This window comes from Bradyrhizobium sp. USDA 4369 (assembly GCF_054056435.1).
The window spans coordinates 6,726,791-6,753,560 of sequence record NZ_JBSRYH010000001.1 but is presented as its reverse complement, the minus strand read 5'-3'; the positions used below and the strand labels follow the sequence as shown (position 1 = coordinate 6,753,560).

Annotated in this window: 22 protein-coding genes, 1 tRNA gene and 1 pseudogene; 11 read left to right on the top strand and 13 right to left on the bottom strand. The window is 65.2% G+C overall.

What is annotated here, in order from left to right:
- Positions 1 to 204 precede the first annotated feature (204 nt).
- The 3 genes from ACVIJ6_RS30615 to ACVIJ6_RS30605 are packed head-to-tail and all read right to left on the bottom strand — an operon-like array spanning position 205 to position 2,499.
- On the bottom strand, positions 205 to 1,458 hold the full coding sequence (locus tag ACVIJ6_RS30615) for an IS3 family transposase (RefSeq protein ID WP_456775754.1): 1,254 nt from the start codon (positions 1,456 to 1,458) through the stop codon (positions 205 to 207).
- Positions 1,410 to 1,772: a (2Fe-2S)-binding protein gene (locus tag ACVIJ6_RS30610; protein WP_456775753.1), complete on the bottom strand. Its 363-nt coding sequence runs from the start codon at positions 1,770 to 1,772 to the stop codon at positions 1,410 to 1,412. Before ACVIJ6_RS30610 ends, ACVIJ6_RS30615 begins: the two co-directional genes overlap by 49 nt.
- 10 nt (positions 1,773 to 1,782) lie before the next feature.
- On the bottom strand, positions 1,783 to 2,499 hold the full coding sequence (locus ACVIJ6_RS30605) for a hypothetical protein (RefSeq protein WP_456775752.1): 717 nt from the start codon (positions 2,497 to 2,499) through the stop codon (positions 1,783 to 1,785).
- A gap of 310 nt (positions 2,500 to 2,809) precedes the next feature.
- On the opposite strand from ACVIJ6_RS30605, the gene istA reads away from it, so the two are divergent.
- Entirely contained in the window at positions 2,810 to 4,342 is a 1,533-nt protein-coding gene (istA, locus tag ACVIJ6_RS30600) for an IS21 family transposase (RefSeq protein WP_083780767.1), read from the top strand.
- Between the two features lie 11 nt (positions 4,343 to 4,353).
- Entirely contained in the window at positions 4,354 to 5,097 is a 744-nt protein-coding gene (gene istB / locus ACVIJ6_RS30595) for an IS21-like element helper ATPase IstB (protein WP_012041725.1), read from the top strand.
- Between the two features lie 645 nt (positions 5,098 to 5,742).
- On the opposite strand, the gene ACVIJ6_RS30590 is transcribed toward istB, so the two are convergent.
- The 3 genes and pseudogenes from ACVIJ6_RS30590 to ACVIJ6_RS30580 all read right to left on the bottom strand — a co-directional run bounded on the left by ACVIJ6_RS30590 (position 5,743) and on the right by ACVIJ6_RS30580 (position 8,461).
- Positions 5,743 to 6,842, bottom strand: a protein-coding gene (locus tag ACVIJ6_RS30590) for an IS3 family transposase (RefSeq protein WP_456771799.1) whose coding sequence is annotated in 2 segments (ribosomal slippage) — positions 5,743 to 6,590 and positions 6,590 to 6,842 — 1,101 coding nt in all. Because the reading frame shifts where the segments join, the coding sequence is not laid out codon by codon here.
- 47 nt (positions 6,843 to 6,889) lie between these two features.
- Positions 6,890 to 8,071 (bottom strand): annotated as a pseudogene (locus ACVIJ6_RS30585) (IS3 family transposase).
- 314 nt (positions 8,072 to 8,385) lie between these two features.
- A tRNA-Lys gene (locus tag ACVIJ6_RS30580) sits at positions 8,386 to 8,461 on the bottom strand.
- A gap of 513 nt (positions 8,462 to 8,974) precedes the next feature.
- On the opposite strand from ACVIJ6_RS30580, the gene ACVIJ6_RS30575 reads away from it, so the two are divergent.
- Positions 8,975 to 10,096, top strand: a complete 1,122-nt coding sequence (locus ACVIJ6_RS30575; protein WP_456775751.1) for an acyltransferase family protein — start codon at positions 8,975 to 8,977, stop codon at positions 10,094 to 10,096.
- Positions 10,097 to 10,138: 42 nt separating this feature from the next.
- Here ACVIJ6_RS30575 and ACVIJ6_RS30570 read toward each other — a convergent pair whose 3' ends face one another.
- Positions 10,139 to 12,826 carry a glycosyltransferase gene (locus tag ACVIJ6_RS30570; protein ID WP_456775750.1) on the bottom strand — a complete coding sequence of 896 codons (2,688 nt, stop codon included), beginning with the start codon at positions 12,824 to 12,826 and terminating at the stop codon, positions 10,139 to 10,141.
- Positions 12,827 to 13,164: 338 nt separating this feature from the next.
- Positions 13,165 to 13,737 (bottom strand): beta-1-3, beta-1-6-glucan biosynthesis protein, encoded by a 573-nt coding sequence (locus ACVIJ6_RS30565; RefSeq protein ID WP_456777113.1) that lies wholly within the window; start codon positions 13,735 to 13,737, stop codon positions 13,165 to 13,167.
- Between the two features lie 153 nt (positions 13,738 to 13,890).
- Between ACVIJ6_RS30565 and ACVIJ6_RS30560 the strand changes: the two genes are divergently transcribed.
- A complete protein-coding gene (locus ACVIJ6_RS30560) occupies positions 13,891 to 14,073 on the top strand; it encodes a hypothetical protein (protein WP_456775749.1) in 183 nt (60 codons plus the stop codon).
- Between the two features lie 56 nt (positions 14,074 to 14,129).
- Positions 14,130 to 15,686 carry a glycoside hydrolase family 17 protein gene (locus ACVIJ6_RS30555; protein WP_456775748.1) on the top strand — a complete coding sequence of 519 codons (1,557 nt, stop codon included), beginning with the start codon at positions 14,130 to 14,132 and terminating at the stop codon, positions 15,684 to 15,686.
- Here ACVIJ6_RS30555 and ACVIJ6_RS30550 read toward each other — a convergent pair.
- Positions 15,646 to 16,026 (bottom strand): hypothetical protein, encoded by a 381-nt coding sequence (locus ACVIJ6_RS30550; RefSeq protein ID WP_008963041.1) that lies wholly within the window; start codon positions 16,024 to 16,026, stop codon positions 15,646 to 15,648. The genes ACVIJ6_RS30555 and ACVIJ6_RS30550 overlap by 41 nt on opposite strands.
- Before the next feature lie 8 nt (positions 16,027 to 16,034).
- Positions 16,035 to 17,387 carry a hypothetical protein gene (locus tag ACVIJ6_RS30545; RefSeq protein WP_456775747.1) on the bottom strand — a complete coding sequence of 451 codons (1,353 nt, stop codon included), beginning with the start codon at positions 17,385 to 17,387 and terminating at the stop codon, positions 16,035 to 16,037.
- Positions 17,388 to 17,533: 146 nt separating this feature from the next.
- Between ACVIJ6_RS30545 and glmU the strand changes: the two genes are divergently transcribed.
- Complete coding sequence (gene glmU / locus ACVIJ6_RS30540) at positions 17,534 to 18,880, top strand: bifunctional UDP-N-acetylglucosamine diphosphorylase/glucosamine-1-phosphate N-acetyltransferase GlmU (protein ID WP_456775746.1); 1,347 nt, start codon at positions 17,534 to 17,536, stop codon at positions 18,878 to 18,880.
- A 15-nt stretch (positions 18,881 to 18,895) separates the two neighbouring features.
- Here glmU and ACVIJ6_RS30535 read toward each other — a convergent pair whose 3' ends face one another.
- A complete protein-coding gene (locus tag ACVIJ6_RS30535) occupies positions 18,896 to 19,123 on the bottom strand; it encodes a hypothetical protein (RefSeq protein ID WP_012044229.1) in 228 nt (75 codons plus the stop codon).
- A 232-nt stretch (positions 19,124 to 19,355) separates the two neighbouring features.
- Between ACVIJ6_RS30535 and glmS the strand changes: the two genes are divergently transcribed.
- On the top strand, positions 19,356 to 21,182 hold the full coding sequence (glmS, locus tag ACVIJ6_RS30530; RefSeq protein ID WP_456775745.1) for a glutamine--fructose-6-phosphate transaminase (isomerizing): 1,827 nt from the start codon (positions 19,356 to 19,358) through the stop codon (positions 21,180 to 21,182).
- Between the two features lie 78 nt (positions 21,183 to 21,260).
- Here glmS and ACVIJ6_RS30525 read toward each other — a convergent pair whose 3' ends face one another.
- Entirely contained in the window at positions 21,261 to 21,428 is a 168-nt protein-coding gene (locus ACVIJ6_RS30525) for a hypothetical protein (RefSeq protein WP_456775744.1), read from the bottom strand.
- 53 nt (positions 21,429 to 21,481) lie between these two features.
- Between ACVIJ6_RS30525 and ACVIJ6_RS30520 the strand changes: the two genes are divergently transcribed.
- Both ACVIJ6_RS30520 and ACVIJ6_RS30515 read left to right on the top strand, forming a co-directional pair.
- Complete coding sequence (locus ACVIJ6_RS30520; protein ID WP_456775743.1) at positions 21,482 to 22,093, top strand: LysE family translocator; 612 nt, start codon at positions 21,482 to 21,484, stop codon at positions 22,091 to 22,093.
- 193 nt (positions 22,094 to 22,286) lie between these two features.
- Positions 22,287 to 23,084: a DUF502 domain-containing protein gene (locus ACVIJ6_RS30515; RefSeq protein ID WP_456775742.1), complete on the top strand. Its 798-nt coding sequence runs from the start codon at positions 22,287 to 22,289 to the stop codon at positions 23,082 to 23,084.
- Between the two features lie 51 nt (positions 23,085 to 23,135).
- On the opposite strand, the gene ACVIJ6_RS30510 is transcribed toward ACVIJ6_RS30515, so the two are convergent.
- Complete coding sequence (locus ACVIJ6_RS30510; protein ID WP_456775741.1) at positions 23,136 to 23,507, bottom strand: VOC family protein; 372 nt, start codon at positions 23,505 to 23,507, stop codon at positions 23,136 to 23,138.
- Between the two features lie 274 nt (positions 23,508 to 23,781).
- Here ACVIJ6_RS30510 and ACVIJ6_RS30505 point away from each other — a divergent pair, with 274 nt between their 5' ends.
- Together ACVIJ6_RS30505 and ACVIJ6_RS30500 are read left to right on the top strand one after the other, a co-directional pair.
- Complete coding sequence (locus ACVIJ6_RS30505; RefSeq protein WP_456775740.1) at positions 23,782 to 25,662, top strand: autotransporter domain-containing protein; 1,881 nt, start codon at positions 23,782 to 23,784, stop codon at positions 25,660 to 25,662.
- Positions 25,663 to 25,815: 153 nt separating this feature from the next.
- On the top strand, positions 25,816 to 26,670 hold the full coding sequence (locus ACVIJ6_RS30500; RefSeq protein ID WP_456775739.1) for a DUF1932 domain-containing protein: 855 nt from the start codon (positions 25,816 to 25,818) through the stop codon (positions 26,668 to 26,670).
- Positions 26,671 to 26,770: the final 100 nt, after the last annotated feature.

Here is a 26,770-nt window from a genome sequence, read left to right as displayed (position 1 = left end):
ATATCGCTACAGCTGTTGCGCATAATGTCGTGTTCATGTCAGCTCGCTCATCTTCGTCTCGATCAGCCGAGGGATCGGCTCACCTATTGATCGAGTATCGTCACGGCTTCTCCCCCGCGATAAGCGGGATACGGTGACAGCACTGGACTGCACCCCTCAAGTGAGACACGATAATCTCGGTGACAGTGCGGTTGCCACGACGTGTTATCGTGCGTTGTTTTGCGCGAACACGGCTTCGAACTCAAGAGGCGATCGATAGCCGAGTGCCGAGTGCAGGCGTTCTTTGTTGTAGACGTCCGCGATGAAGCTATCGATCCGGCGACGCGCGTCTCTGATGTCGGAGAATGTCTTGCCGTTGACCTCTTCGGCCTTGAGCGTCTTCATGAAGCTTTCAGCTTTGGCGTTGTCGAACGGGTTGCCCGGCCTGCTCATGCTGATCGTGATGTCACGATCCGCCAAGATCTGGCGATAGGCAATCGAGGCGTATTGCACGCCGCGATCGGAGTGGTGGATCAGGCTGCCGCGCTGCGGCTTGCGGGCCTCGATTGCCCTGTCCAAAGCCGCAATCGCGAGTGAGGCATCGAGCGTGTTGTCGAAGGCCCAGCCGACTGCCTTGCGCGAGAAAGCGTCGAGGATGACGGCGAGGTAGGCGAAGGTCGTGGCGAGATGGACATAGGTGATGTCCGCCACCCAGATCTGGTCAGGAGCGGACGGCACCAGGCCGCGTACGAGATTGGGGACGACGACAATGTCCCTTGGCCGCTCTGCCGGCGGCTTCAGGAATGGCGCCTTGCGCTGTGCGAGAAGGTTGTCCTCGCGCATCAGCCTGAGCACCTTCTTTGCATTGACGACCATGCCTTTGCGTCGGATCGTGGCCGTCACGCGCCGATAGCCGTAGAATGGATGCTTGAGGCAAATGCGCTGGATCTGGTCGCGCAGCTCGCAATCGGCCGTCTCGCGACTGCGTTTGTTGAGATGCCGGTAGTAGGTCGCGCGTGGCAGGCCGGCCAGACTGCAGAGCGTTGCACGTCGGCGTGGGACTCCGTTGCTTCCGATGTCATGGCTTGGATGACTTCGATGATGCGGGTGCGGGTTTGCCTTGCGCTGCCGGCCGCTCCAATGCGCGCAAGGCTTGCCGAAAAAATCGAGATCCATCTGCTGACGGCCGACAAGCCGTTCGAGCTCGGCGATACGAGCATTTGCGCGCGTCAGCGCAGACCTCTTATCGTCATAGGTTGCTGTAGCTTTGAGCTTCCGGGGGTCGGGCTTCGGCCCCGGTCTGCGGTTCAATCCGTCGGGCCCTTGGGCCTTCCAGGCCTTGATCCAGTCGTGCAGGATCTTGCGCGATATCCCAAGCTCGCGGGCCACAGGCAGAACGCCTTCGCCTCGCTCGACACGCTTGATTGCCTTCAGCTTGTAAGCCGTCGGAAACCGACGGTTCTTCCCTCTTGCTGCCACAGGTCATCCTCGGAATGCCTGTCACCGAGATTATCGTGTCTCACTTGAGGGGTGCAGTCCAGTCCAGCACTGTCAACGTAATCCTGTCCGTAGTCCGTCATCACAGCCAGCACGGTGCATGATTTTACGGCCTGGCCGTCGATCTCGACGGTGCAGGCACCGCATTGCGAGGTATCGCAGCCAACATGCGTGCCGGTGAGACCGAGATCCTCCCGGATCAGGTGGACGAGCAACCTTCGCGCTTCGGCGGTTACGGTTCTGTGGGCGCCGTTGATTTCGAGCGTCACGGAGTGAAGCTCTCCAGAATCGGACATGACGCCTTCCTCACGAGAACCTAATGTTTCTGATGTCAATGGCGACGGAGGGACCATTCTGGATTGCCGTTCCGTCAGCATTTCGTCGATAGGCGCGGCGCCTAGAGGGAATCTTGATCCCATCGAAGTCTCGATAGTCGGACGTGTAGTGCGCGGTCGGAATTGCGCCGACAACGTTTGCGGAATAGTCGAGCCGCGTGATCAGGCCATTGCCGCCGACATAGAACACCTGCTCCGGGGAATGGGTGGCGACCGACTCTGGAAAAGTGATCTTGAGTCGTCGCCACGTCTCGCGACCTTCAACCCACGGCTCGATCTCTTCGGCCGAGAAACCCGGCAGAGCAAACATGAAGGGCGTGTTGAGGTAGTTCCACATCGCGTAACCACTGAAATAGGCGAGGTGGAGATCGTCCCATGGGGTAGCGGGCGCGTGGCCGGCGAATGAGTCGCGCGGATTGGTCCGCTGTTTCAGGCGTTTGCCGTTGACGTCATCGATCGCGACCAGATCGGGACGATAGAAGCTGCGCAAGCCCTCAGCCGTGAATGGTTCGTAGCTGAGCTGCTGGTCGGCGATATCGACGGTGACGCGAACGTGCTTCAGAGCTTCCGGCCAACCCTTTCGCGCCCAGAGGCCGCCGACAATCGACATGTCCCCTTCAATTCTGCGAAACCGACGCCATTGCGCGGCTCCATGGGCATCGAGAACCAAATCACGAAGATTAGCCATGATCGTCCCTCCGCTGCATTTTTGTAACTCTAATGATTGTAACTCTAATGATAAGAGTGAAAAGAATGCAAACACTTTCCCAAGATGCGGATTCCGATCGATGTCGCCCAGGATTCCGAGATGATCTCGCCCACCATTCCGATTTGAAGTCGCCCACCCGTTCCGAGATGATGTCGCCCACGATTCCGGGATGATGTCGCCCGGGTATCGCAAGAGCGAACCCGGGGTGACGAGACCTCTTCTGGCTCCCATAGGGTCAACCTTTCGGCTTTGCGAAGGGGGACCCTGGATGCCGACGGAGAGGCTTGCGATGCGCCGTGTGCGCGATGTGATCAGGATGAAGGCGGCTGGGCTGCCGAGCCGCGAGATTGCTCGGCGGATGGGCGCGGCGCCCTCGACAGTGCGGCTGACCATCCGGCGGTTCGAGGCCGCAGGCCTGAGCTGGCCGTTGCCCGACGAACTCACGGACGCGGCCCTGGAGGCCCGCCTGTTCGCCAAGACCGGCAACGGTAACCGGCAGGGTCATCGCCGCATCGCCGAGCCCGATTGGGCGGCGGTGCACCGCGAGCTCAAGCGCAAGCACGTGACGCTGTCGATCCTGTGGGAGGAGTACATCGGCGCCGAGCCCGGCGGATACCGGTACTCGCGCTTCTGCGAGCTTTACCGCGCCTGGGAGGGACGCCTGTCGGTGACGATGCGCCAGGCGCACGCGGCCGGTGACAAGCTGTTCGTCGACTACGCGGGCGACGGCGTGCCGGTGGTGGTCGACCGCCTCACCGGCGAGCGGAGGACGGCGCAGATCTTCGTCGCCGTGCTCGGCGCCTCGAGCTTCACCTACGCGCAGGCGACGTGGACGCAGGGGCTCGCCGACTGGATCAGCGCCCATGTTGGCGCCTTCGCGGCGATCGGCGGCGTCCCGGCGCTCCTGGTGCCTGACAACACCAAAGTCGCAGTCATCAAGGCGAGCCTCTACGACCCGCAGATCAATCGCACCTATGCGGAGATGGCCGCGCATTACGGCACGGCCGTCTTGCCGGCGCGACCTCGCAAGCCGCGCGACAAGGCCAAGGTCGAGCAGGCCGTCCTCATCATCGAGCGCTGGCTGCTCGGTCGCCTGCGCCACCGCGTCTTCTACAGCCTCGCCGAGGTCAACGCAGCGATCGGCGAGTTGCTCACCAGGCTCAACGAGGAGCGGCCGATCCGGCGGCTCGGCGTGACGCGCCGCCGGCTGCTCGAGGAGATCGACCGGCCGGCGCTCAAGCCGTTGCCGGCGAGCCCCTACGTGCTCGCCGAGTGGCGGATCCGCCGCGTCAGCCTCGACTACCACGTCGAGGTGGAGAAGCATTATTACAGCGTTCCGCATCGCTTCGCGCGTGCCGAGGTCGAGGTGCGGTTCACCGCCCGCACCGTCGAGATCTTCCACAAGGGCGAGCGGATTGCCGCGCATCAGCGCATGAGTGGCAATCACAAGCACACCACCGTGCCGGAGCACATGGCCTCCAGCCATCGGCGCTACGCCGGCTGGACTATCGGGCGTATCCGTCAGGACGCCGCCGCGATCGGGCCGGCAACCAGCGCATTGTGCGACCTCATTCTCGACGAGCGCTCGCACCCCGAACAAGGCTTCCGCGCCTGCCTCGGCATCCTCAGGCTCGCCGCCTCCTATGGGCGCGAACGGCTGGACGCGGCGGCTGCGCGGGCGATCGACATCGGCGCGCGCACCTATGGCTCGGTCAAGTCGATCCTCGCCAACAATCTCGATCGGCGTCCCGCTCACCAGCGCTCCGCGGACGATGCGCCGATCCTGCATGCCAACATCCGCGGACCGCGCTACTACAATTAGGAGACCGTCCCTTGCTCACCCATCCGACCCTCGACCGCCTCAACGCCCTCGGCCTCCACGGCATGGCCAAGGCCTTCGCCGACATCGAAGCCGCCGGTGAGGCTGGCAGCCTCGGTCACGCCGAATGGCTTGCTCTGCTGCTCGAACGTGAAGCCTCGCTGCGGCACGACAAACGGCTCGCCACTCGCCTGCGCTACGCCAAGCTGCGCCAGCAGGCATGCGTCGAGGACATCGACTACCGCACCCCGCGCGGTCTCGACCGCCCGCTGTTCGCCAAGCTTGTCGAGGGCCGTTGGATCGACGACCACGTCAATCTCCTGATCTGCGGCCCGGCAGGCGTCGGCAAGAGTTGGCTCGCCTCGGCGCTCGGCCACAAGGCCTGTCGCGACAATCGCTCCGTGCTCTATCAACGCGTCCCGCGCCTGTTCGACGATCTGGCGCTCGCCCGCGGCGACGGTCGTCACCCACGCCTGTTGCGCGGCCTTGGCCGTGTCGATCTGCTGATCCTCGATGATTGGGGGCTCGAGCCGCTCGATGCCGGCGCCCGTCACGACCTCCTGGAAATCCTCGAAGATCGCTACGGTCATCGCTCCACCATCGTCACCAGCCAGCTCCCCGTGGACCAGTGGCATCTGCTCATTGGAGATCCCACCTATGCCGACGCCGTGCTCGATCGCCTCGTCCACAATGCCCATCGGCTCGACCTCACCGGTGAGAGCCTGCGCCGAACTCGGCAATCCGCCCGAAAGACCTGAGCGCCGTGGACATGCCGCTGCGCTTGGACAACGCAATCGCGTTGTCCACATGCCCACAGCAACCGCAGAAGAAGAAAAAAGGTTGAAGTCGCGATTCCAGATTGACCGCGCGGCTTGACCGATGCCAGAGAACCAGCCGGCCAGAACGCCTCGCCGCTGGGCGAGATCAAATCGGAAAGGTGGGCGACATCGTCTCGGAATCCACGGGCGACTTCATATCGGTACGCCTGGGCGACTTCGTCGGAATCCGCACCCAAGATTTGCGGAGGCGATCGAAATACTCTAATAATCAGAGTGGTTTGAGAGGCTGGGATCGATGCGGTCGAAGAGCTTTGAGGGAATGACGTGCTCGATCGCCGGAGTGCTCGATGCGATTGGGCGATCGCTGGGCGATCGTGTCCCTGGGCGTGGTGTAGCTTGCCGCGGTTCACCGCGTTCGCCGGCGCGGGCCGGATCGGTCAGCTGGCGATCGCTGCCGTGATCGTGACGGGATGACGGTCCACTGCACAGAACGCGTGAGGGCGGCGGCGTGGAGCGATCTGACCTTGCCCCCAAGTTTTATCCAGGTCTGAGTTCGTTCGGGCGGTTGGATGAAGTGCTCCCCGAAACTAGGCCAACTGAGGCTGGAATTTTCCGGGGTTAGGCTCATGCCGGCGGGGGCGCCGATGAGCCATTCAACAGCGAAATCGGCGCCTTGTTGCCGATCGCGCTATGTGGCCGGACCTCATTGTAGTCTCTACGCCAATCCTCCATTTTCTGCCGGGCATCGTCAAGGCTCAGGAACCAGTGCGTGTTCAGGCACTCGTTTCGGAACTTGCCATTGAAGGATTCGATGAAGCTGTTGTCGGTCGGCTTGCCTGGCCTGGAGAAGTCGAGAATGACATTCTTCTGGTAAGCCCAGATGTCGAGATCGCGGGAGATGAACTCCGACCCCTGATCGACGCGAATAGTCTTGGGGTAGCCGACGGCCTTGCAGACGCGTTCCAAAGTCAGCACGACATCCTCGCCTCGATAGCTGAAGCGCGGATCGACGGCTGGTGAGAAGCGACTGAAGGTATCGACGATCGTAAGAACCCGGATCTTGCGGCCGGTAGCGAGCTGATCGTGAACGAAATCCATCGCCCAAGTCTCATTGATCTGAGATGCGTCGGTACGATCCTCGCGCAGCTTGGCCTTGACGCGACGTCTCGGCGTTTTATTGCGCAATTGCAGGCCTAATTCCCTGTAGAGACGATAGACGCGCTTAACGTTGACGGCCCAACCGTCACGTTGCAGCAGGACATGGACCCGGCGATATCCGTATCTCACCCGCGTCTGGCAGACGTCCTTGATCCGATTTTTAAGGGCGGCCTGGTCGCCGCGCTTCGACTTGTAGACGTACAGTGCGCGATCGATCCGAAGCGTCGAACAGGCCCGCCTGATCGAGACCTTCCAGTCGCTCCGCACCTTGTCGACAAGCTCCCGCTTGCGGCCAGGCTTCAGAGCTTTTTTGAGAGCACATCCTGCAGCATGGCCTTGTCGAGCGACAAGTCCGCAACGATCCGCTTGAGCTTGGCGTTCTCCTCCTCGAGTTGGCGCAGCCGCTTCATCTCCGATGGCATCAGACCGGCATACTTCTTCTTCCAATTGAAATACGTCGCCTGGCTGATCCCGGCCTTGCGGCAAACCTCCGCAACCGCCGTACCGTCCTCAGCCTGCTTCAGAACAAATGCGATCTGAGCCTCCGAAAACTTCGATGCCTTCATGGAACTCTCCTCTGTCCCGGGTGGGATCATAAGTGGAAAATTCCAGTTCAAACTGGCCTAATTTGGCGGGGGCACGTCATGGATGTGCCCATCCGGGCGGTGGTAGCGGCGGGGGCTGGCGCGGAGCTCTCGACATAGCGCAGCGCCAGATCCCGACGCGGATTGCAGGTTGCGGCGAACTCGGACGGCGTTTTCCACCCGAGCTGTGAGTGTGGTCGTTCATCATTGTAGTCGGCCCGCCAGCATCGGAGCGCGACGCGGGCCTGGGCGAGCGAGGTGAACAGCGTCTCATTCAGCAGTTCATCCCGCAGGCGGCCGTTGAAGCTCTCGATGAAGGCATTCTGCATGGGTTTGCCCGGCTCGATGTAGTGCCAGGCGACACGGCTCTGATCGGTCCATGTCAGGATGGCATTGCTCGTGAACTCGCTGCCGTTGTCGCTCACCACCATCCTGGGCTTGCCGCGCTCGGCGACCAGCCGGTCCAGCTCCCGAGCAACCCGGGCGCCCGAGAGTGAGGTGTCGGCCACCAGCGCCAGGCACTCGCGGGTGCAGTTGTCGACCACGGTCAGGATGCGGAAGCGCCGGCCATCGGTCATCTGATCCGACACGAAGTCGAGCGACCAGCGATCATTCGGGAGTAGCGGCACCGTCATTGGCGCTCGTGTGCCGAGGGCCCGCTTGCGGCCACCTCTGCGGCGCACCGTGAGCCGTTCCTCCCGGTACAGACGGAACAGCTTCTTGTGATTGACCAGGTAGCCCTCCCGCTTGCAGGCGACGATAGCCGAAGCGGCGGCGCTCATGGGCGATCGCCCTCATGCGCTGCCGCAGCCCGGCATCATCGGCCCGGCTCGTCTGATATCTGACCGTCATGCGGCAACAGCCGATGGCTTTACACGCCCGCCGTTCGCTCATCCCGTGAACGCGCATGAGATGTGCGACAGCTTTCCGCTTCGCCGCGGGCGTTACCACTTCTTTCCCAGGAGATCCTTCAGCGCCGCATTGTCCAGCATGGCGTCCGCCAGCAACCGCTTCAGCCGCGTGTTCTCGTCCTCCAGCGTCTTCAGCCGCTTGGCCTCCGAGACGTCCATTCCGCCGAACTTGGCCTTCCACTTGTAAATGCTGGCGTCGCTCACGCCATGCTTGCGGCACAGATCGGCGACCGGAACGCCAGCCTCGTGCTCCTTCAAAATCCCGATGATCTGCTCTTCCGTAAAGCGGCTGCGCTTCATGCTCTGGTCCTCGTTGGGGCCAGAACGAACTTCAAACTGGATTAAGCCCGAGGGGCAAGGTCAGAAGTAGTTGCGGTTTCGATAGACTGCAAGAAGGCGCAAGGTCGCGGCTGAGCAACGATAGTAGGTCGTGACGGTAGAATGCGATAGACCGGCTCGACAAGACTGCGATTCGTCTGGAATCTCCTGCTCGGGTACAAACGCTAGCTTTGTCCGTCGTCGTTGCTCGTGCGCTCTTTGGCTGAACCAGGGCGTAGCGGAGCGCCTATGTCGTCGATGCAAGCGAACTCTACCTAGGCATCGCGAGCGCTTTGTGGTGAGCGCGCTGGGGCTCGAACCCAGGACCCCGTGATTAAAAGTCACGTGCTCTACCGGCTGAGCTACGCGCTCGCTTCTAGGGAAGCGGTGTGGCGGTTGGAGCCGTCACTGTCCGGATCGTCGGCAGGGTACCATGAGAACGCGCGGGGCGTCGCCGTGGTTCACTGCGGCGCAAAATCGGGGCGTCGAAACCCCGGCCATGGGCCGCGTTGCTGTCGCACCGGCTGTGTAGGGGGCTCGCCGGCTTCGGTCAATAGGCGCTCGCGCCACCCCACAGCCGGACGGCCGGAATTTGCTCGGCGTTGAAGGCGGTTAGCCAGCCGTCCTCGCATCCTCAGGCGCGCGGTCGAGGCTCACCTCCCGCGGGGCGCCGCGAGCGCGGCCGTCTGCGGGCGCCGCCATCACAGCCGAGGCCTCACCTGTGGCCTGCGCGCTACAGCGCGACCAAAACAGGGGTGGCTGTTACGAAATGGTGTAATCGCCGAATATGCTACCGCCAGTGAGTATGTTTCCAAAGGTTACTGTCCGTTGCTGTGGCCCGTGAACCGGCGCCAATCGCGCCCGGCCGTCGGCAGAGGAAACGACATGAATGTGCCTCATCGCGGATTCTGGCCTGTGCTTGGGGCCCTGCGGTTCCTGCTGGCGATGTGGGTGCTGTTCGATCACACCTACAATTTCGGGCCCGCCGACCGCGCCATTCCCGTCCTGACGCGGAGCGGCCTGATGGCCGTGATGTGTTTCTTCGTCATCTCCGGCTTCAGCATTCATCATTCGATCGCGACGGGGCCAGCCGGCTACTTCCGCCGGCGCCTGCTGCGCATCTTCCCGTTGAATGCGCTGGCGGTCCTGATCGGATGGTTCGGCTGGTCCGTGCTCGGCCTGTCCGGCGGGTATGGCACGCCGGCGGTGCCGCCAAGCGCGTGGCAGTTCATCGGCTGCATCTTCCTGCTCGAGGCGTTCTTTCCGATCATGATCGGGTTTCTTTACCCCGCCTGGTCGCTCTCGATCGAGGCGGTGTACTATCTGCTCGCGCCGCTGTTCCGGAAGATCGAGGGACGCCCGTATATTCCGGCCATCATGATCGTGTCGGGCCTGCTGTTCGTGGCATGGCCGCTGATCCGCGACGAATATGTCGCGGGCCGCAACTCCTACTGGCTGACGGGCATCGTCATGCTCTGGGCCTGGCTGGCGGGCTGGGTCGCCTATACGAACGCCGGCAACCGCCGCTATCTCGTCTGGCTCGGCATCGCCGGTCTGGCCTCGGTCGCGACCCAGGCCAGGTTCTTCGACGTGACCAATGTCAGCTCCGCGGCTGTGAATGGCGTCGCCTGGGTCGGCACCTTGATGCTGGTGTTCTACCGGATCGGCGATGTCCGCGGCCGCGTCGCCGCCGTCTTCGACTATCTCGGCGAAATCAGCTTCCCGCTGTACATCCTGCATTACCCCGTGCTGTTCGTGGTCAGCAGCTCGCTGTTCAAGGCGCATCCGGACCTGAACTACGGCGTCACCCAGGTCGCCATCTCGCTGGCCGCGGCGGCGCTGGCCTACCACCTCGTCGACAGGCCGTTGCGTGTCCCCGGGGCGAGCCTGGCGCAGGCCGCGCGCGCCTGGCGCGGCCTGTTCGCCGGCCGGCCCGTGTCGCCGGCTGTCGGCAATAGAAGCGTCGAGCTGCCCGAGGCCGCGCCGCGGCTCGGCACGACCTCCTGATCTTCGCTCATCCCGACGCAGGTGGCGGCGCGGGAAGGGGATTCAGACCTTCTCCGCCACCTTCGTCGGCGCAGCGCTCAGCGCGGCCGGCTGCATGCCGGGGCCGGCCAGCTCGGGCACCCAGACCGGGCGCAGGCCGATCAGCTCGGCGGTGCGGACGGTGGCGTGGCGCCAGAATTCGAAGGAGTTGATGCGCGACATCTCCAGCACGGCGATCGCCACCGCCGAGAGGAACGGCAGGCTCTCCAGGATCAGGACCGCGGCGAAGATGTAGAGCTCGGTGATCGCCAAATAGTTGGTCATGATCAGGATGGTGGCGCCGATCAGCAGCAGGGCGCCGATCACGGCCTCCCAGAACGCCTGGAACTCGATCGACATCCGGGACAGGCCGCCCTTGGAGGTCCGGGCGAACGCCAAATGCTCGGTGATCAGGCCCTGCGCCACGGCGCGGCTGACCGTCCATTGCACGCTCATGGCCGCGATCATCGCGCCCAGCATCTGCCACGGCTTCACGGCGACGCGCAGCCGGTAGAGGATCAGGAAGTGGGCGAGCGAGACCACGAAGGCGGCGATGATCGGGATGGTCAGGATCTTGTCGGGGATGGCGATGCCGGCAAAGGCTACGATCGGCACCCAGATCAGGTTGAGGATCGCGACCACGACGCCGAGGCTCTCGGCGCCGAGCCAGTTGAGCCAGCCGAGCGAGAATTCGCGCTTCTGGTCCGCCGTGAGCCGGCTGCGGCCCGGCAGGAAGCGGCGCCAATGCTTCTTGACGATCTGGAAGCCGCCATAGGCCCAGCGATGGCGCTGCTTCTTGAACGCCTCATAGGTGTCGGGCAGCAGCCCGGCGCCGTAGCGGGTGGCGGTGTAGTGGGTCTGCCAGCCGAGTTCCTGGATCGCCAGCCCGAGATCGGTGTCCTCGCAGATCGTGTCGCTCGACCAGCCGCCGGCCATGTCCATCGCCGCGCGCCGGATCAGGCACATCGTGCCGTGCACGATGATGGCGTTCTCCTCGTTGCGCTGGACCATGCCGATGTCGAAGAAGCCGGCATATTCGCCGTTCATGATGTAGTGCATCAGCGACAGGTCCTCGTCGCGATGCTCCTGCGGCGCCTGCACCAGGCCGACGGCGGGATCGGCGAAGGCCGGCACGAGGTCGGACAGCCAGTCCGGCGTCACCACATAGTCGGCGTCGATGATGCCGATGATCTCGGCATCGACAGCGGTGCGCTCCATGGCGATGCGCAGCGCGCCGGCCTTGAAGCCCTTGACCTTCTCGGCATTGATGAACTTGAAGCGCTCGCCGAGCATGCGGCAGTGATCCTGGATCGGCTGCCAGAACGCCGGATCGGGCGTGTTGTTGATGATGCAGACGACCTCGTAATTCGGGTAGTCGAGCCGGGCCAGCGCATCGAGCGTCTGCTTCATCATCTCGACCGGCTCGAAATAGGCCGGCACATGGATCGAGACCTTCGGGCAATAGTCCGGCGCGGCGGCGCGGGCGCGCGCGGCCTTGTCGCGGGTGAGCAGGCGGCGCGGCGCCCGGCCGAAGGCGATCGCGGCGATCTCTTCGATGCGGGCCATCGCGATCAGGATCAGCGGAACCAGCAGCGTCAGGCCCAGCGTCAGCGCGAAGGCGGAGCCCCAGACGAAATAATGCACGTTCCAATAGGCGAAGACGTTGGAGACCCAGGCGCCGACGCCATGCGCCGTGATCGCCAGCACCAGCGCCTGCAGCACCGTCGGCTGGCGCAGCCGCACCAGCGGCAGCGACAGGAGCACGCCGACCAGCAGCGCAATGGTCGCAAGCTTCCAATAATCCGGGTTCACGATCGGGCCGGTCCAGGCGAACTTGGCCTCGCGCGCGGCGTTCAGCACGCCCCAATACGGACCGACGCCGCCCTCGAAGAACTTCCAGGGCTGATCGATGCCCTCGACGATGTTGTACTCCATGCCGATGGCCTCGGCGCGGGTGACGAAATTGCGCAGCACCCAGGCCTGCTGGAACGGGCCGGGATCGGCAATGCCGCGATTGTAGCCCTCGCTCGGCCAGCCGAACTCGGCGATGACGATGCGCTTGCCGGGAAACTTTTCGCGCAGCAGCTGGTAGCGGTCGACGGCCTGGTCGACGGCCTGGGTGTGGTTGAAGAACTCCCAATAGGGCAGCACGTGCGCGGCGATGAAGTCGACATTGGAGGCGAGCTGCGGGTAGTCGCGCCACAGGTTCCAGATCTCGCCGGTGGTTACGGGCACGGTGACCGACTTCTTGACCATCTTGATGTAGCCGATCAGCTCGTCCGGCTTGAGCTCGCCGCGGTACAGCGTCTCGTTGCCGACGACGACGCCGATCACGTTGCTGTTGCGGCGGGCGAGCTGGATCGCAGCCGCGATCTCGCGCTTGTTGCGGTCCTCGTTCTTGTCGATCCAGACGCCGAGCGTGACCTTCAGGCCGACTTCGGCTGCGATCGGCGGCACCAGCTCGACGCCGCCGGTCGACGAATACAGCCGGATCGCGCGGGTGATGGTGGCGAGCTTCTTCAGGTCGCTGCGGATGCGCTCGGCATTGGGAATGTTGTCGACGTCAGGATGGTCGGTGCCCTCGAACGGCGCGTAGGACACGCTCGGCAGCATGCCGGTGAAGTCGGGCGCGCTCTGCTTCTGCTGCAACAGGCCCCACAGCGCGGCATGCGCGGCGGCGACGAACAGGATGACGGCTGCGATCACGCGCATCGGTCAGGACACCATGGCGGGCGGGAGAGGAGGGAGCAGCGACAGCGACGGCGCCATCGGCGGCCGGCGTCGCGCCGCGGCACCTCGCGGCGTGCTGCCCAGGCACGACAACGAAGCGCAGCTTCGAGCGGAAAACCGGCCATGGCTCTGAGATGGCACCATGCCGGGGTCACCATTTAGGCCCGTTCATCGCTGAACGAGGGCTGAACCGGCGTGGCGGTCGGACTCACGCCGCTCGCGACACGATAACGCTGCAGCGCCATTAGACAACTGCAGCGATGATGCGGCGTTTGCGTGGCAGACCTGTTGCTGCGCCGCGATGGCGCAGGCGGGTTCGCTTATGGCTTGGCAGGCTGGGGCGAGGGCGAGGCCTGCGGCGTGGCCGGCTGGGCAGCCTGGGGCTGCGACCCTGTCGGGGCCGGCGGCGCGGCCGGCGCCGGGGCAGCCGCGACCTGCGGCTTGGCGTCCGGGTTGATCCAGCAGGTGTGGACGTGGTTGTTCAGCGAATTCGCCACCTTGTCGTCGATCTGGGCGATGAACCGGGTCAGGCAGCGGAACGAGGCCTGGACGTGGCCGCCGGGGCAGCCGAACCGGTCATACAGGTCGAGGTGACGGAAGGCGGTATCGAGGTCGTCGCGGTACATCAGCTGGACGACGCGGCGGCCGAGCCAGACGCATTCGGGGTTGCCGGCGGGCCCGCCGCTGAGCGCCTGCGCGGCCTCGGAAAACTCGTCGGCCTTGCGCTGGTTCTCCTTGGCGTCGGCCGGATTGGCCGCCTGCGGCTTTTGGTCCTGGGGATGGTCGTTGCCGCTCTGGGCGAAGGCGCCGGGCAGGCCGACAAGGACCGAGAGGCCCACGGCCGCAGACAAGCGCAAAACCGAAAACTTGGACTGGAGCACGCGTCGACCCATAAATTCCCCGAATGTTGCCTTCATGCCGTCCCGCGACGGACGCAGTGTTGATGCCGGTCAAATCGGCCCCGATTGCGGCGGGAGAGTGATTCCGAGTATCGCATTGCGTTCCTAAAATCCGGTTGCGGTGCTCGGAGCATCCGGGGAGTCCCAATGACCGGAATCGCGGATTTTGTCCAGCAAGGCCCCAACTTTCTCGCCGCACATCGTAAAGCATCGCCAATGCCACGCCGCCATTGCCGCCGCGCGGGGCCGATGACGCGCGTGCGGCAGAGCCCTTGGCAGATCGCCGCCGACCGGGTAATCGACTGCACCCTGCCTGGAGAACGGAACTGAAATCCCTTCGTACACCGCTGGCGCTTCTGCTCATTTCCTTGGGTGTCATCGCCGCCATGTGGTGGTGGCTCGCCAAGCCCATTGTGCTCGCACGCGCCCCCATCGAGCTCGATTCCAAAGTTCAATGCGTCTCCTACGCGCCGTTCCGCGGCCAGCAGAGCCCGCTGGATCCGACCACGCATATCGAGGCCGACCAGATCGAGCAGGACCTGGTCCAGCTCGCCAAAATCGCGGATTGCGTGCGCACCTATTCGATCGAGAACGGGCTCGACCAGGTGCCGGGGATCGCGGCGCGCGTCGGCATCAAGGTCATCCAGGGCATCTGGCTCGGCTCCAACAAGCTGAAGAACCAGCAGCAGATCGGCATCGCCGTCGACCTGATCAAGCGCTATCCGGGCGTGATCACGTCGGCCGTGGTCGGCAATGAGGTGCTGCTGCGCGGCGAGATGACCACCGCCGATCTCGCCGCGACGATTCGCAGCGTCAAGGCGCAGGTCACGGTGCCCGTCACCTATGCCGATGTGTGGGAATATTGGCTGCGCAACCGCGAACTCTACGACATCGTCGATTTCGTCACGGTGCACATCCTGCCCTATTGGGAGGACATGCCGGTGCGCGCGAAATTCGCCGCCGCCCATGTCGACACGATCCGCCAGCAGGTCGGCGTGGCGTTTCCCGGCAAGGAGATCCTGATCGGCGAGACCGGCTGGCCGAGCGAGGGCCGCATGCGCGAGGGCGCGCTGCCGTCGCGCGCCAACCAGGCCCGCGTGGTGTCGGAGATCCTGACGCTGGCCAAGCGCGAGAATTTCCGCGTCAATCTGATCGAGGCCTATGACCAGCCCTGGAAGCGCAAGCTCGAAGGCACCGTCGGCGGCTATTGGGGCCTGATCAGCGACGACCAGCGCGCGCTGAAATATCCGCCGGGCCAGCCGGTCAGCAACTATCCGCAGTGGAAGCTGCAGATGGCGGCCGGCATGATCCTGTCCGTCGTGGTGTTCCTGTCGGGCTGGCTGACCGTGCGCCGCCGGCCGTGGCCGCCGCACCTCTCGGCCTGGCTCGGGGTCGGAATCTCCGCGACCACGGCGGGCGTGCTGTTCGGCATGGCCGCGGACAAGATGTTCTATGAGAGTCTGGGCGTCGGCGGCTGGCTGCAATGGGGTGCGCTGCTCGCCGCCGGCGTGCTGGCGCCGATCCTGGGGGCCAATGCCGCGATGGCCGGCCGGCCCCTGCCGACCTTCCTCGACCTGCTCGGGCCGAATGACGGCCGCAAGCAGCTCAAGATCACCTATGCCCTCGGCCTGGTGCTGATCGTGACCGTGCTGATCGCGGCCGAGACCGCGCTCGGCTTCGTGTTCGATCCGCGCTACCGCGACTTTCCGTTCGCCAGCCTGACCATGGCGGTGGTGCCGTTCGCGATGCTGCTGGCCAACCGGCCGGCGCAGGGCGGCCGGCCGATCGCGGAGGCGAGCTTCGCCGGCCTGCTCGCGATCTCCTCGGTCTATGTGATCTACAATGAGGGGCGCGACAATTGGCAGGCGCTGTGGACCTGCGCGATGTACCTGACGCTCGCCGTCACGCTGTGGCGGGCGCGGGCCGTGCAAATCCGAGGATGAGCAGGCCGATCGCCAGCCCCGACAGCACGATATTGTAAAGAACGATGCCGAGGCCCGCGGCGATCAGCCCGCCGGTCAGCAGCACGATCGACGGCCGCATCACATGCAGGACCGCGATCACCAGCGCGGTGGCGCCGAACACGGAATTCTTGAACAGCGTCGTCGCCACTGCCCGGCTCTTGCAGGCCAGGGTCTGCAGACCCGCGTCGCAGGCGAGCGCGACGCTCGACAGCTCGATCGCGAGATAGCGCAGATAGAGGGCGTAACCGACGGTGACGAAGCCAACGATCAGGAGCCATTGCACCTGATAGGGCGAGAGGCGGAACGGGGTCTTTTTCATGCGCCGGACTATGCTGCGGAACGGCCGTGCGGACAAGCCGCAAAGCGGGTCCGCTCTGCTTTCACAGGCCGGTCCAAGCGCTTCGCGGAGCAGATGAATTCGATCAGGAGCGGCGGAAGAAGGACGACAGCGCCGAGGGCTGCTCGGGCTTGGGCGGCTCGGGCGGAGGCGCCGGCGCGGCCGCCGCCGGGGGGTGGCGGCGGTTCCTCGCGCTTGCCATGGCGCTGCTGCAGCGCCTGGGGCTGCAGCGTGCGGCGGCGTTGCGCCGGCGGCTTCTGGGCTGCTGGCGCCGGCGCAGCCGACTTCGCGGCGTCGGAGCCGTCCGGCTCATCGCGCAGCGACAGCCGCTGGCCGTCATAGACCGTGGTTTCACAGGTGCGCTGCAGTTCTGTCAGCGTCGCGCAGATCCGGGCGGCCGCGGCCGCATCGCTGAGCGGACCAGCGCCGAGCCGCAGCTGCATGCCGGGGCCTGATTGGCCCTCTTTGAGGATGATAATCGGGCGCAGCGCGGCGAGATCGGCGTTGGTCTTGCTCAGGCCGCGCCACATCGTGCGCAGACCGCCAATCGAATTCGCGCCGCCGAGATCGACCGCGAATTCGGTTTTCTGGACAGCTGTTGCGACGTTGTCCGAACTGTCGGTCGGGCTGGCGGAATCCGCCGGCTCGGCCTTGGCGATCTTCTCAGCGTCAGGTGGCTTGGCTGCGGCCGGCGCGGCCGAACTCGCCGTGGCGGGCGTTGCCGCGGGCGAGGGCGCCGGCGCCGGCGAAGCGGTCGTGCCGGCACGTCCGGCCCCGGCTCCCGGAACCATGGTCGGCGCCGCCATGAAAGGCGACATGTTCGCATAGGCCGGCAGCGGGCTCGGCGATGCCGGACTGGGCGAGGGCGATGGCGGCTGCGACTCCACAGCGGCGACCGCCGGCGGCGGCGCGCTCCGGCTGTTCGGGGCCGGGCTTGCCGCGGCCTGGGGCGGCGTCTGTTTGGCAAGCGCGCCGGTGACGGAGTCCAGGCCCTGCTCGAGCACGGTGACCCGGGCATAGAGCCGGTCGCGGTCGGTGTTGAGCGTCTCGATGGCCGCCGCGAGCTGACGCGCTTCGCCCTGCGTCTCCCTAGCGAGCGACTGGATCAACTGGGTCTGGCGCGACAGATCGGCCGCCGAAACCCGGTCGCGACGCCAGCCCTGCGCGGTCTGACTGGCGAAAATGGCCAGGCCGACGGCTCCCACGGCACCCGCACCCCACCAGCCGAGCCGCCACAGCGTCCGGCGGTCGAACTCGTTCTCGTCCGCGAACAATCCGGACAGCTTTCCGCCGGTTTTCTCAACTCCTCGAACTGCGGCTGAATTGTGGGAGTCCTTAGCCATGAACCTGCCTTAATCGAATCACGGGCGAACATTAACAGGAAAACCACTGCAGGCTTCAGTCGGTGGAGGTTTGCCGCGGGCAGAAAACGCATTATGACAACGCGGTGTGGCCGTGTGCTGATTTGCCTCTCAATTCAAGGTGTTGAATGACCGCTCGATCCAGTCTCACAATCGTGCTTGCCGCGGGTGAGGGCACGCGGATGCGCGCGAGCCTGCCGAAGGTGCTGCACCCGGTCGCCGGCGAATCGATGCTGGCCCACGTGCTGGCGGCGGCGCCGAGTGGAGATGGCGCCCGCCTCGCCGTGGTGCTTGGACCGGAGCACGCCGCGGTCGAGACGGAGGCCAAGCGCCTGCGGCCCGATGTCGACATTTTCATCCAGCGCGAGCGGCGTGGGACCGCGCATGCGGTCTTGGCGGCGCGCGAGGCGATCGCCCGCGGCGCCGACGATCTGCTGATTGCCTTTGGCGATACGCCATTGATTACGGCTGCGACCTTCGCGCGGCTGCGCGCGCAGCTCGCTGAGGGCGCGGCGCTTGCCGTGCTCGGCTTTCGCGCCGCCGATCCGACCGGTTACGGGCGGTTGCTGATGGACGGAAGCAAACTGGTCGCCATCCGCGAGCAGGCCGATGCGACCGAGGCGGAGCGCGCGATCACGCTGTGCAATGCCGGGGTGATGGCGATGGATGGCCGGCATGCGCTGGCCATCCTGGACAAGATCGGCAACGCCAACAGCAAGGGCGAATATTATCTGGTCGACGCTGTGGCGATCGCACGCGCGCAGGGACTGGATGCGGCCGTCATCGAAACCTCGGAGGACGAGGTGCGCGGCATCAACACCAAGGCGCAGCTTGCCGAGGCCGAGGCCGTGATGCAGCACCGTTTGCGGCAGGCGGCGATGGACGCGGGCGTGACCCTGATTGCGCCGGAGACCGTCTATCTCGCGGCCGACACCAAGTTCGGCAAGGACGTGACGATCGAGCCGTTCGTCGTGATCGGTCCTGGCGTCTCCATCGGCGACGGTGCCGTCATCCATTCATTCTCGCACATCGTGCAGTCGACGCTCGGCCGCAACACCCTGCTGGGACCGTTCGCGCGGCTGCGGCCCGGCACATCAATGGGCGACGGCGCCAAGATCGGCAATTTCGTCGAGGCCAAGGCCGCGGTGCTGGAGGCGGGCGTCAAGGTCAACCATTTGTCCTATATCGGCGACGCCCATGTCGGTGCCCATTCCAATATCGGGGCCGGCACCATCACCTGCAATTATGACGGCTTCAACAAGCATAAGACCAGGATCGGCGAGGGCGCCTTCATCGGCACCAACACGTCGCTGGTCGCCCCCATCAACATCGGCGCGCGCGCTTATATCGGCTCGGGCTCGGTGATCACGCGCGACGTGCCCGAGGACGCGCTGGCGCTCGAGCGCAGCCCGCAGACGACCCGCGAGGGAGCCGCCGCGCGCTTCCGCAGCGCCAAGCAACGCCAGAAGAAGTGAACTGGGCCCGGCGGCCTAGCCTTCGTCGTCCTGGAACTCGGCGAACATCGCGCGTGTCAGCCGCCAGCCGCGACGGGTAGCGTGCTTGACCGGTTCGCTGCTGCGATGCTTGACCGGCATCGGCTTGAGCTCGCGGCTCATGGTCGGCGGCGGCCAATGCGCGAGATGGCTGCCCGACTCGGGATGCGACAGGCTCAGCGAGCCGGTGCCTTTGGGATCAGATGGGCGACGCGTGGTGGTCATGTGATCATCTCCGACGCGACATTGTCTGCGCGAAAGCATTGACCGGACGTTAAGCTCGCTTCCATTGGGACCTCCGCGTCTAACCGGAGTTGCACGCCTCTCCGCGCGCTGAAGTCCGCCACTTAACCGTGTCGCAATCCGCAATAATTATTGAATCCTGAAAGCGCACGGATTCCGTTAAGACAACGCCACGCATTTGAATCTGTTTGGACAATTTGGGGAATAGCTCGGCATGTGCGGAATTGTCGGCATTTTGGGACGCGGGCCGGTCGCCGAGCAGTTGGTGGATTCGCTCAAGCGGCTCGAATATCGCGGTTATGACTCTGCCGGCGTCGCCACGCTCGAAGGCGGCGTCCTGGAGCGCCGGCGCGCCGAGGGCAAGCTGAAGAATCTCGAAGCGCGGCTTCAGGCTCAGCCGCTGAAGGGATTCACCGGCATCGGTCATACGCGCTGGGCGACGCATGGCAAGCCGACCGAGAACAATGCGCATCCGCACGCGACGGATCGCGTCGCCGTCGTCCACAATGGCATCATCGAGAACTTCCACGAGCTGCGCGAAGCCCTGCAGAAGAAGGGCACGGTGTTCGCAACCGAGACCGACACCGAGATCGTGGTGCATCTCGTCGATGATCTCTTGAGCCAGGGCATGGCTCCGGTCGACGCCGTGCGCGAGACCCTGGCGAAACTGCGGGGAGCCTTTGCGCTCGGCTTCATCTTCGCGGGCCAGGACGATCTTCTGATCGGCGCGCGCAATGGTCCGCCGCTCGCGGTCGGATATGGCAATGGCGAGATGTATCTGGGGTCGGACGCGATCGCGCTTGGACCGCTCACCGACAACATCAGCTATCTCGAGGATGGCGACTGGGTGGTGCTGACCCACAAGGGCGCCACGGTCTACGATCGCAACAACGCGATCGCCGACCGCGAGATCGTCAAGCATGGTCCATCGACCTCGCTGGTCGACAAGGCCAACTACCGCCACTTCATGGCCAAGGAGATCCACGAGCAGCCGGAGGTCGTCGGCCATACGCTGGCGCGCTATGTCGACATGGGCACCGAGCGCGTGATGCTGCCGGCGCGCCTGCCGTTCGACTTCAAGGACATTCAGCGCATCTCGATCACCGCCTGCGGCACCGCGAGCTATGCCGGTTTCGTCGCCAAATATTGGTTCGAGCGGTTCGCGCGGGTGCCGGTCGAGCTCGACGTCGCCTCCGAGTTCCGCTACCGCGAGGCGCCGCTGCGCAAGGGCGACCTCGCGATCTTCATCTCGCAATCGGGTGAGACGGCCGACACGCTCGCCGCGCTGCGCTACGCCAAGGCGCAGGGTGTTCACACCCTGTCCGTTGTCAACGTGCCGACCTCCACGATTGCGCGCGAGAGCGAGATCGTGATGCCGACCCTGGCGGGCCCCGAGATCGGCGTCGCTTCGACCAAGGCGTTCACCTGCCAGCTGATGGTGCTGGCCGCGCTGGCGATTGCCGCCGGCCGCGGCCGTGGCGAATTGTCCGAGGCCGACGAGACCAAGCTGGTGCACGGCCTCGTCGAGGTGCCGCGCCTGATCGCGGCGGCCCTCACCATCGAGCCGCAGATCGAGAAGCTCGCCCGCGAGATCGCCAAGTCGAAAGACGTGCTCTATCTCGGCCGCGGCACCTCCTATCCGCTGGCGCTGGAAGGCGCGCTGAAGCTGAAGGAGATCTCCTACATCCACGCCGAAGGCTACGCCGCCGGCGAGCTGAAGCATGGTCCGATCGCGCTGATCGACGAGACCATGCCGGTTGTCGTCATTGCGCCTTATGACCGCGTGTTCGAGAAGACGGTATCGAACATGCAGGAGGTCGCGGCGCGCGGCGGCAACATCATCCTGATGACAGATGCCAAGGGGGCCGAAGAGGCCACCGTGGACTCGCTGGTCACGATCATCATGCCCGACATGGCCGCGACCTTCACGCCGATCGTCTACGCCATCCCGGTGCAACTGCTGGCCTATCACACCGCCGTGGTGATGGGGACAGACGTCGACCAGCCGCGCAATCTCGCCAAATCGGTCACGGTGGAGTAGGCGGGGTCACCTCCGCCGCCTTGGATCCTTACCGCGGCTACAAAGGTCTCAGGCTTGAGGCTCTCCCACTCCGCGTCGTCATGGCCGGGCTTGATCCCGGCCATCCACGTCCAGCGGCTTGCCCATCACGATGTGGATGCCCAGGTGTGACGGCTCGCTCATTGGCGGATGTGCCTGCTGCGCAGGCCGCGCGGAGACGACTGTGACCGCCCGCTTGCCATCCGGACTGGGATCAGTCATCAGCATCTGGCGGTGATCCTGGACACGGATCGATTGATCCGCGTCGACAGGGGATCAAGATGGCACTCAACACCTGGCTGCTGTTCCTGGTCACCTCGGTCGGGATCTCCCTCACCCCCGGGCCGAACGGCCTGCTGGCCCTGACCCATGGCGCGCTGCATGGCGGGCGCAAGACGCTGTTCACGATCGCGGGCGGCTTGATCGGCTTCGTCCTGGTCATTGCGCTCTGCATGTTCGGCATCGGCGCGCTGGTGCAGGCGTCGATCACCTGGCTGGTGGTGCTGAAATGGGGCGGCGGGCTCTATCTCGCCTGGCTCGGCATCAGGCTGTGGCGGTCGCCGCCGGTGGCCGTCGATGTCAGCCGCGACCGTGTCACCGTCAGCGGACCAGCGCTGTTCAGGGCTGGTTTCCTCACCGCGGCCACGAACCCCAAATGCCTGCTGTTCTTCAGTGCGCTGTTGCCGCAATTCATCGACCCCGACCGAAGCCTCCTGGTACAGTTCACCGTCGTTGCCGTGACCTATACGGTCACCGAGTTCGTCACCGAGGTCGCCATCGCGAGTTTCGCCGCACGGGTGCGCCCCTGGCTCGCCCGGGTCGGACGGCGCTTCAACCAGGTCTGTGGCGGCATCTTCGTGGCCGTGGGCCTCGCTCTGCCGCTGCGCGCCTAGCGCCGGATCTGCCCGTCGGGTGGATTTATGCGGCGTATCCTGCGGAAAAATAGTGACACGGATCGTCACAATCGTCCGGCGGATGGGTCACACGGCAGCGGCAAAGCGCCCGGCTGTGTCGGAAAGGGGGCCTTGTCCTTCCAAAAATCTGCTAAGACCCTAGCTGAGATTTGATCCGACCCCGGAAGTCCGCATGAGTTCCCGCGACGACCTGCCGCCCCAAAACGACCCCTTGGCCGATGCTCAAGCCGAGACGCCCCATCATGGGTTGATGTTTCGGTTTCGAAACTATTTTCTGACCGGTCTGGTCGTCGCCGGCCCCGTCGCCATCACGCTCTACATCACCTGGTGGTTCGTGACCTGGGTGGACGGTCTGGTGCGGCCGTTCGTGCCGCTGGTCTACCGTCCCGAGACCTATCTGCCATTCGGCGTCCCGGGCTCCGGCCTGATCGTCGCCGTGATCGGTCTCACGCTGCTCGGCTTCCTGACCGCCAACCTGATCGGCCGCACGCTCGTCGATCTCGGCGAGCGGCTGCTCGGCCGCATCCCGGCGGTGCGCGCGATCTATCGCGGCCTCAAGCAAGTGTTCGAGACGCTGTTCTCGGGCAAGGGCTCCAGCCTGCGCCGCGTCGGCCTGGTCGAGTTTCCCTCGCCCGGAATGTGGTCGATCGTGCTGATCTCGCAGCCGCCGTGCGTCGAGGTCGCGAGCCGGCTGCCCGGCGACGAGGAGCAGATCTCGGTGTTTCTGCCGTGTGCGCCGAACCCGACCACGGGCTTCTTTTTCTATCTGCCGAAGAGCAAGATCATCGAGATCGACATGAGCGCCGAGGACGCGGCGACCCTGATCATGTCGGCCGGCGTGGTGCAGCCCGGCTCCGATCAGCAGAAGAAGGTCGCGGCGCTCGCCAATGTGGCGAACGCCGCGCGCATCGCCAATTCCCAGCCGCAGCCAGCGGCGCGCCTGGAGCCGGAGACCGCCAAGGCGGACTAACAAGGCGGACTAACAAGGCCGACTGACGAGGCCGCCCGAGGCGGCCGGCCGTCACGCGTCCTGCGGGACGAAGACACGCAGCCGATGCCCGTCGGGATCGAGCGCCACGAAGGTGGTGCCGAAATCCATCCGCGTCGGTGCCTGCGCAATCTGCAGGCCGCGGGCCTTCCAATCGTCGTGAAGCCTCTGGACCTCACCGGCATCGGCCACCGTGAAGGCCACCTCGCTGCAGCCCGCCGCGCCGGCTGCAGCCGGTTCGACCGTGTGTCGTGACCACAATCCCAGCATGACGCCCTCGCGCAGCGGGAGCATCGCGAAGGTGGGGGCTTGCTCGACGATCGGGCTGCCGAGCAGGCCGGCATAGAAGGTCGCGCTGTTCGGCGGGTTGTCGACATACAGGATGAGAAAGCTGAGATCGGGCATTGTCGGTCTCCAGTGTCAGCGCCGGCGGCGCGTCTGAGCCCGCAAACTACCCGTGCCGCTGCCGGATTCTGTCAGCAGCCTGCATGGCCGCAGGCGGTGGCTTGCCGTGCGCCGGATGGACCGACGTTCATTGGGCGGCACGCTGCGCTGCATGATGATGCGCGAAAGGCACAGAGCATCCTGGTGTTCTCTCTACAACCGCAAGGTGGTGGTCCTGCAACCCGTCGCCATGGAAACATTCAGTCAACAAATGTAAGGCGTTGGGGAGGCGCGTATGAGGCCTGTGAGCAGGACGTCGTTGTTGTGTGCAGTTGCCCTGTCGGGAGCGTGTTTGCAACCATCGGGGCCCGCGTCCGCCCAAACCGCCCTCACGCGCATTCAGGCCTTCGGCGACAGCTACGCCGATACGGGCAATCTCTGGACCTTCACCGGCGGCATCGGCAAGCTGCCGCTCTATCCCACCGGGCGCTTCAGCGGTGGCACCAATTTCGTCGACACGACCTCGGCGCTGCTCGGCATCCCGCAGCTCAATTACGCCATCGGCGGCGCCACCAGCGGCACCACCAACGTGGCCGGCCCCGGCATTCCCGGCTTCTTCCAGGAATGGAGCGGATTGACCGGCTTTTCCGGCCGGATCTCGTCGACCGATCTGGTCGAGATTTCGATCGGCGGCAATGATGCGCGGGCCTATTACCGCGCCGGCGGATCGCTCGCCGGAGCACCGGTCGCCGCCGCGGTCACCGCGCAGCAGGCAATGGCCGGCATCAACGCGCTGGTCGGCAGCGGCGCGCGCAACATCGTGTTCACGGCTGGCGATGTCAGCACGCTGCCGGAGGCGGTCGGCAACGCCAATGCGCCGGCCGGCGCGGCCTACAGCAAGACCTATAACAGCCTGATGCAGGCATCGCTCGCCGGCGTTGCGCGGTCGGGCGTGCGCGTCGAATATGTCGACACCGGGCTGATCGGCACGCTGATCCAGGCCAATCCGCAGCGTTACGGCTTCAGCAATGTCGGCGCCTGTCCGGTGGCCTGCATCGGCAATCCGGCGCTGCAGAACCAATATCTGTTCTATGTCGACGGCGTGCACCTGACCTCGCACGGATTCGAGGTGCTCGGGCAATATATCGTCAACCGCCTCAACGCGCCGCTGACCTTTGCGCCGCAGGGCGAGGTGGCCTCGATCACGGCGATGGGCTTCGCCGCGACCTTGTTCGGCAAGCTCGACCAGTTTCGCGAGACCGCCGGGTTCGCGCCGTCGACGATGAATTCGTTCGCGACCGTCACCAAGGCGCCTTACACCAAGGCGCCGCCGCTCGCGGCCATCAGCCCGTGGTCGTTCTACATGCAGGGCAATGGCGGCATCAGCGACCGGCAGGGCAATGTCGCCGCCAACGGCTTCAATCTCGACAGTGTCGGCGGCACCATCGGCGTCGAGTACCGGCTGTCCGCGAATGCGTTCATCGGCACCGCGTTCGACTATTCCAATCCGAAAGCGCGGCTGTTCGACAATGCCGGCACCACGGACGCCAACTCCTATCAGTTCGGCCTGTACGGCGCCTGGGCCAGCAGCAACCTGTTCGCCGAAGCCCTCACCACCATCGGCCACCAGGATTATCGCAACACCCGGCCGGGCGTCGTCGACACCATCACCTCCAATCCCGGCGGCACCACTTTCGTCGCCGCCGGCAAGGCCGGCTATCTGTTCGATGCCGGCGCCGCCAAGATCGGGCCGATCGGCGGCCTGACCTATGCGCGGGCCCGCGTCGACGGCTTCACCGAGGCCGGTGATCCGGCGCTGACGCTGACCGTCGGCTCGCAGACCGCCGAGACCCTGATCGGCAGCCTCGGCGTGCAGTTGCGGACCCCGTTCCAGATGCAGGGCGCCACGATCCATCCCTATCTGAACCTGACGCTCGACGATGACATCATCGGCAATGGCCGCCTGATCCAGTACAGCGCGACCTCGGCGCCTGTGATCGTCAACAACTGGACGGTCCCGAACGGCACCTCGCACAATGTGTATGGCCGGGTCAGCGCCGGCGTGGTGGCGCCGTTCTGGAGCAATGTGGCGCTGACGGCCAACGTGTCGCGTACCATCGGCCGGAGCGGCGGCGACGACTTCTTCGGCAGCGGCGGGCTGAAGATCTCGTTCTGATGCGGTCGGCGCAGCAGGCGCTGGGGGGCGCGGCTGCTGCGACGGTCGTGGAGGGGCAGTCCGGAAGGGCTGCCCCTCGGTTTTCGCGTGTTCAGTTTTGTCACGAGATGCGCGTAGTCTCCGCGACTGTTCTTGGAATCGGAGACAGTCCTCATGCCCCCCAGCATTGCCGTCATCGCCCCCGGCGCCATGGGCAGCGCCATCGCCGCCCGCCTCGTCGAATATGGCTGCAAGGTTCCGACCCTGCTCGACGGACGTAGCGCGGCAACACAGTCGAGGGCGGCCGCAGCCGGCATGACTGGCGCCAGCGAGTCCGAAATCGTCGATGCGGACATCATCCTGTCGATCGTGCCGCCGGGCGAGGCGGTGGCCCTGGCGGAGCAGCTCGCGACGCTCATCAATCGCAATGCGAAGAAGCCCGTCCTCGTCGATTGCAACGCCGTGAACGTCGAGACCATCCGGACGATCGAGGACATCGTGCTGTCGTCGGGCGCGCGCCTCGTCGACGCCGCCATCATCGGCCTGCCGCCGAAGCCGGGAACGAAAGGACCGGCGTTCTATGTGAGCGGCGACGCCGCTGGCGACATTGCGGTGCTGGGCCAGCTCGGGCTCGACCTGCGGCTGATCGAAGGACCGATCGGCGCGGCCTCGGCACTGAAGATGTCCTATGCCGGTATCAATAAGGGCCTCACGGGGCTCGGCGCGGCCATGGTGCTCGCGGCCACGCGCGCCGGCGCCGCCGACGCGCTGCGCGATGAACTCGCGCTCAGCCTGCCGCAGGTCCAGGCGCGGCTCGCCAACGCGCTGCCGGACATGCTGCCGAAGGCCTATCGCTGGGTCGCCGAGATGCGCGAGATCGCGGGCTTCCTCGGCGAGGATCATCCGGCCGCGCTGATCTATGAAGGGTTTGCGCGGCTATTCGAGCACATCGCCGCGGATGTGCAGGGGCAGGGCACCGAGGCGGCGCAGCTCGTGGCGTTCGCCGAGCGCTGCAAGGCGAAGACATAGGCCCAGCTCTCTCCACGCGTCATTGCGAGCGCAGCGTGAAGCGAAGCAATCCAGGACGGAACGAGGACTCTGGATTGCGTCGCTGCGCTCGCAATGACTG

What these genes read in the sequence shown, in the direction of transcription:
- ACVIJ6_RS30610 (WP_456775753.1), bottom strand. Translation starts at nt 1,772, where the DNA reads ATGTCCGATTCTGGAGAGCTTCACTCCGTGACGCTCGAAATCAACGGC.
- ACVIJ6_RS30605 (WP_456775752.1), bottom strand. Translation starts at nt 2,499, where the DNA reads ATGGCTAATCTTCGTGATTTGGTTCTCGATGCCCATGGAGCCGCGCAA.
- istA (WP_083780767.1), top strand. Translation starts at nt 2,810, where the DNA reads ATGCGCCGTGTGCGCGATGTGATCAGGATGAAGGCGGCTGGGCTGCCG.
- ACVIJ6_RS30575 (WP_456775751.1), top strand. Translation starts at nt 8,975, where the DNA reads ATGAATGTGCCTCATCGCGGATTCTGGCCTGTGCTTGGGGCCCTGCGG.
- ACVIJ6_RS30570 (WP_456775750.1), bottom strand. Translation starts at nt 12,826, where the DNA reads ATGCGCGTGATCGCAGCCGTCATCCTGTTCGTCGCCGCCGCGCATGCC.
- ACVIJ6_RS30565 (WP_456777113.1), bottom strand. Translation starts at nt 13,737, where the DNA reads ATGGGTCGACGCGTGCTCCAGTCCAAGTTTTCGGTTTTGCGCTTGTCT.
- ACVIJ6_RS30560 (WP_456775749.1), top strand. Translation starts at nt 13,891, where the DNA reads ATGACCGGAATCGCGGATTTTGTCCAGCAAGGCCCCAACTTTCTCGCC.
- ACVIJ6_RS30555 (WP_456775748.1), top strand. Translation starts at nt 14,130, where the DNA reads ATGTGGTGGTGGCTCGCCAAGCCCATTGTGCTCGCACGCGCCCCCATC.
- ACVIJ6_RS30550 (WP_008963041.1), bottom strand. Translation starts at nt 16,026, where the DNA reads ATGAAAAAGACCCCGTTCCGCCTCTCGCCCTATCAGGTGCAATGGCTC.
- ACVIJ6_RS30545 (WP_456775747.1), bottom strand. Translation starts at nt 17,387, where the DNA reads ATGGCTAAGGACTCCCACAATTCAGCCGCAGTTCGAGGAGTTGAGAAA.
- glmU (WP_456775746.1), top strand. Translation starts at nt 17,534, where the DNA reads ATGACCGCTCGATCCAGTCTCACAATCGTGCTTGCCGCGGGTGAGGGC.
- ACVIJ6_RS30535 (WP_012044229.1), bottom strand. Translation starts at nt 19,123, where the DNA reads ATGACCACCACGCGTCGCCCATCTGATCCCAAAGGCACCGGCTCGCTG.
- glmS (WP_456775745.1), top strand. Translation starts at nt 19,356, where the DNA reads ATGTGCGGAATTGTCGGCATTTTGGGACGCGGGCCGGTCGCCGAGCAG.
- ACVIJ6_RS30525 (WP_456775744.1), bottom strand. Translation starts at nt 21,428, where the DNA reads ATGCTGATGACTGATCCCAGTCCGGATGGCAAGCGGGCGGTCACAGTC.
- ACVIJ6_RS30520 (WP_456775743.1), top strand. Translation starts at nt 21,482, where the DNA reads ATGGCACTCAACACCTGGCTGCTGTTCCTGGTCACCTCGGTCGGGATC.
- ACVIJ6_RS30515 (WP_456775742.1), top strand. Translation starts at nt 22,287, where the DNA reads ATGAGTTCCCGCGACGACCTGCCGCCCCAAAACGACCCCTTGGCCGAT.
- ACVIJ6_RS30510 (WP_456775741.1), bottom strand. Translation starts at nt 23,507, where the DNA reads ATGCCCGATCTCAGCTTTCTCATCCTGTATGTCGACAACCCGCCGAAC.
- ACVIJ6_RS30505 (WP_456775740.1), top strand. Translation starts at nt 23,782, where the DNA reads ATGAGGCCTGTGAGCAGGACGTCGTTGTTGTGTGCAGTTGCCCTGTCG.
- ACVIJ6_RS30500 (WP_456775739.1), top strand. Translation starts at nt 25,816, where the DNA reads ATGCCCCCCAGCATTGCCGTCATCGCCCCCGGCGCCATGGGCAGCGCC.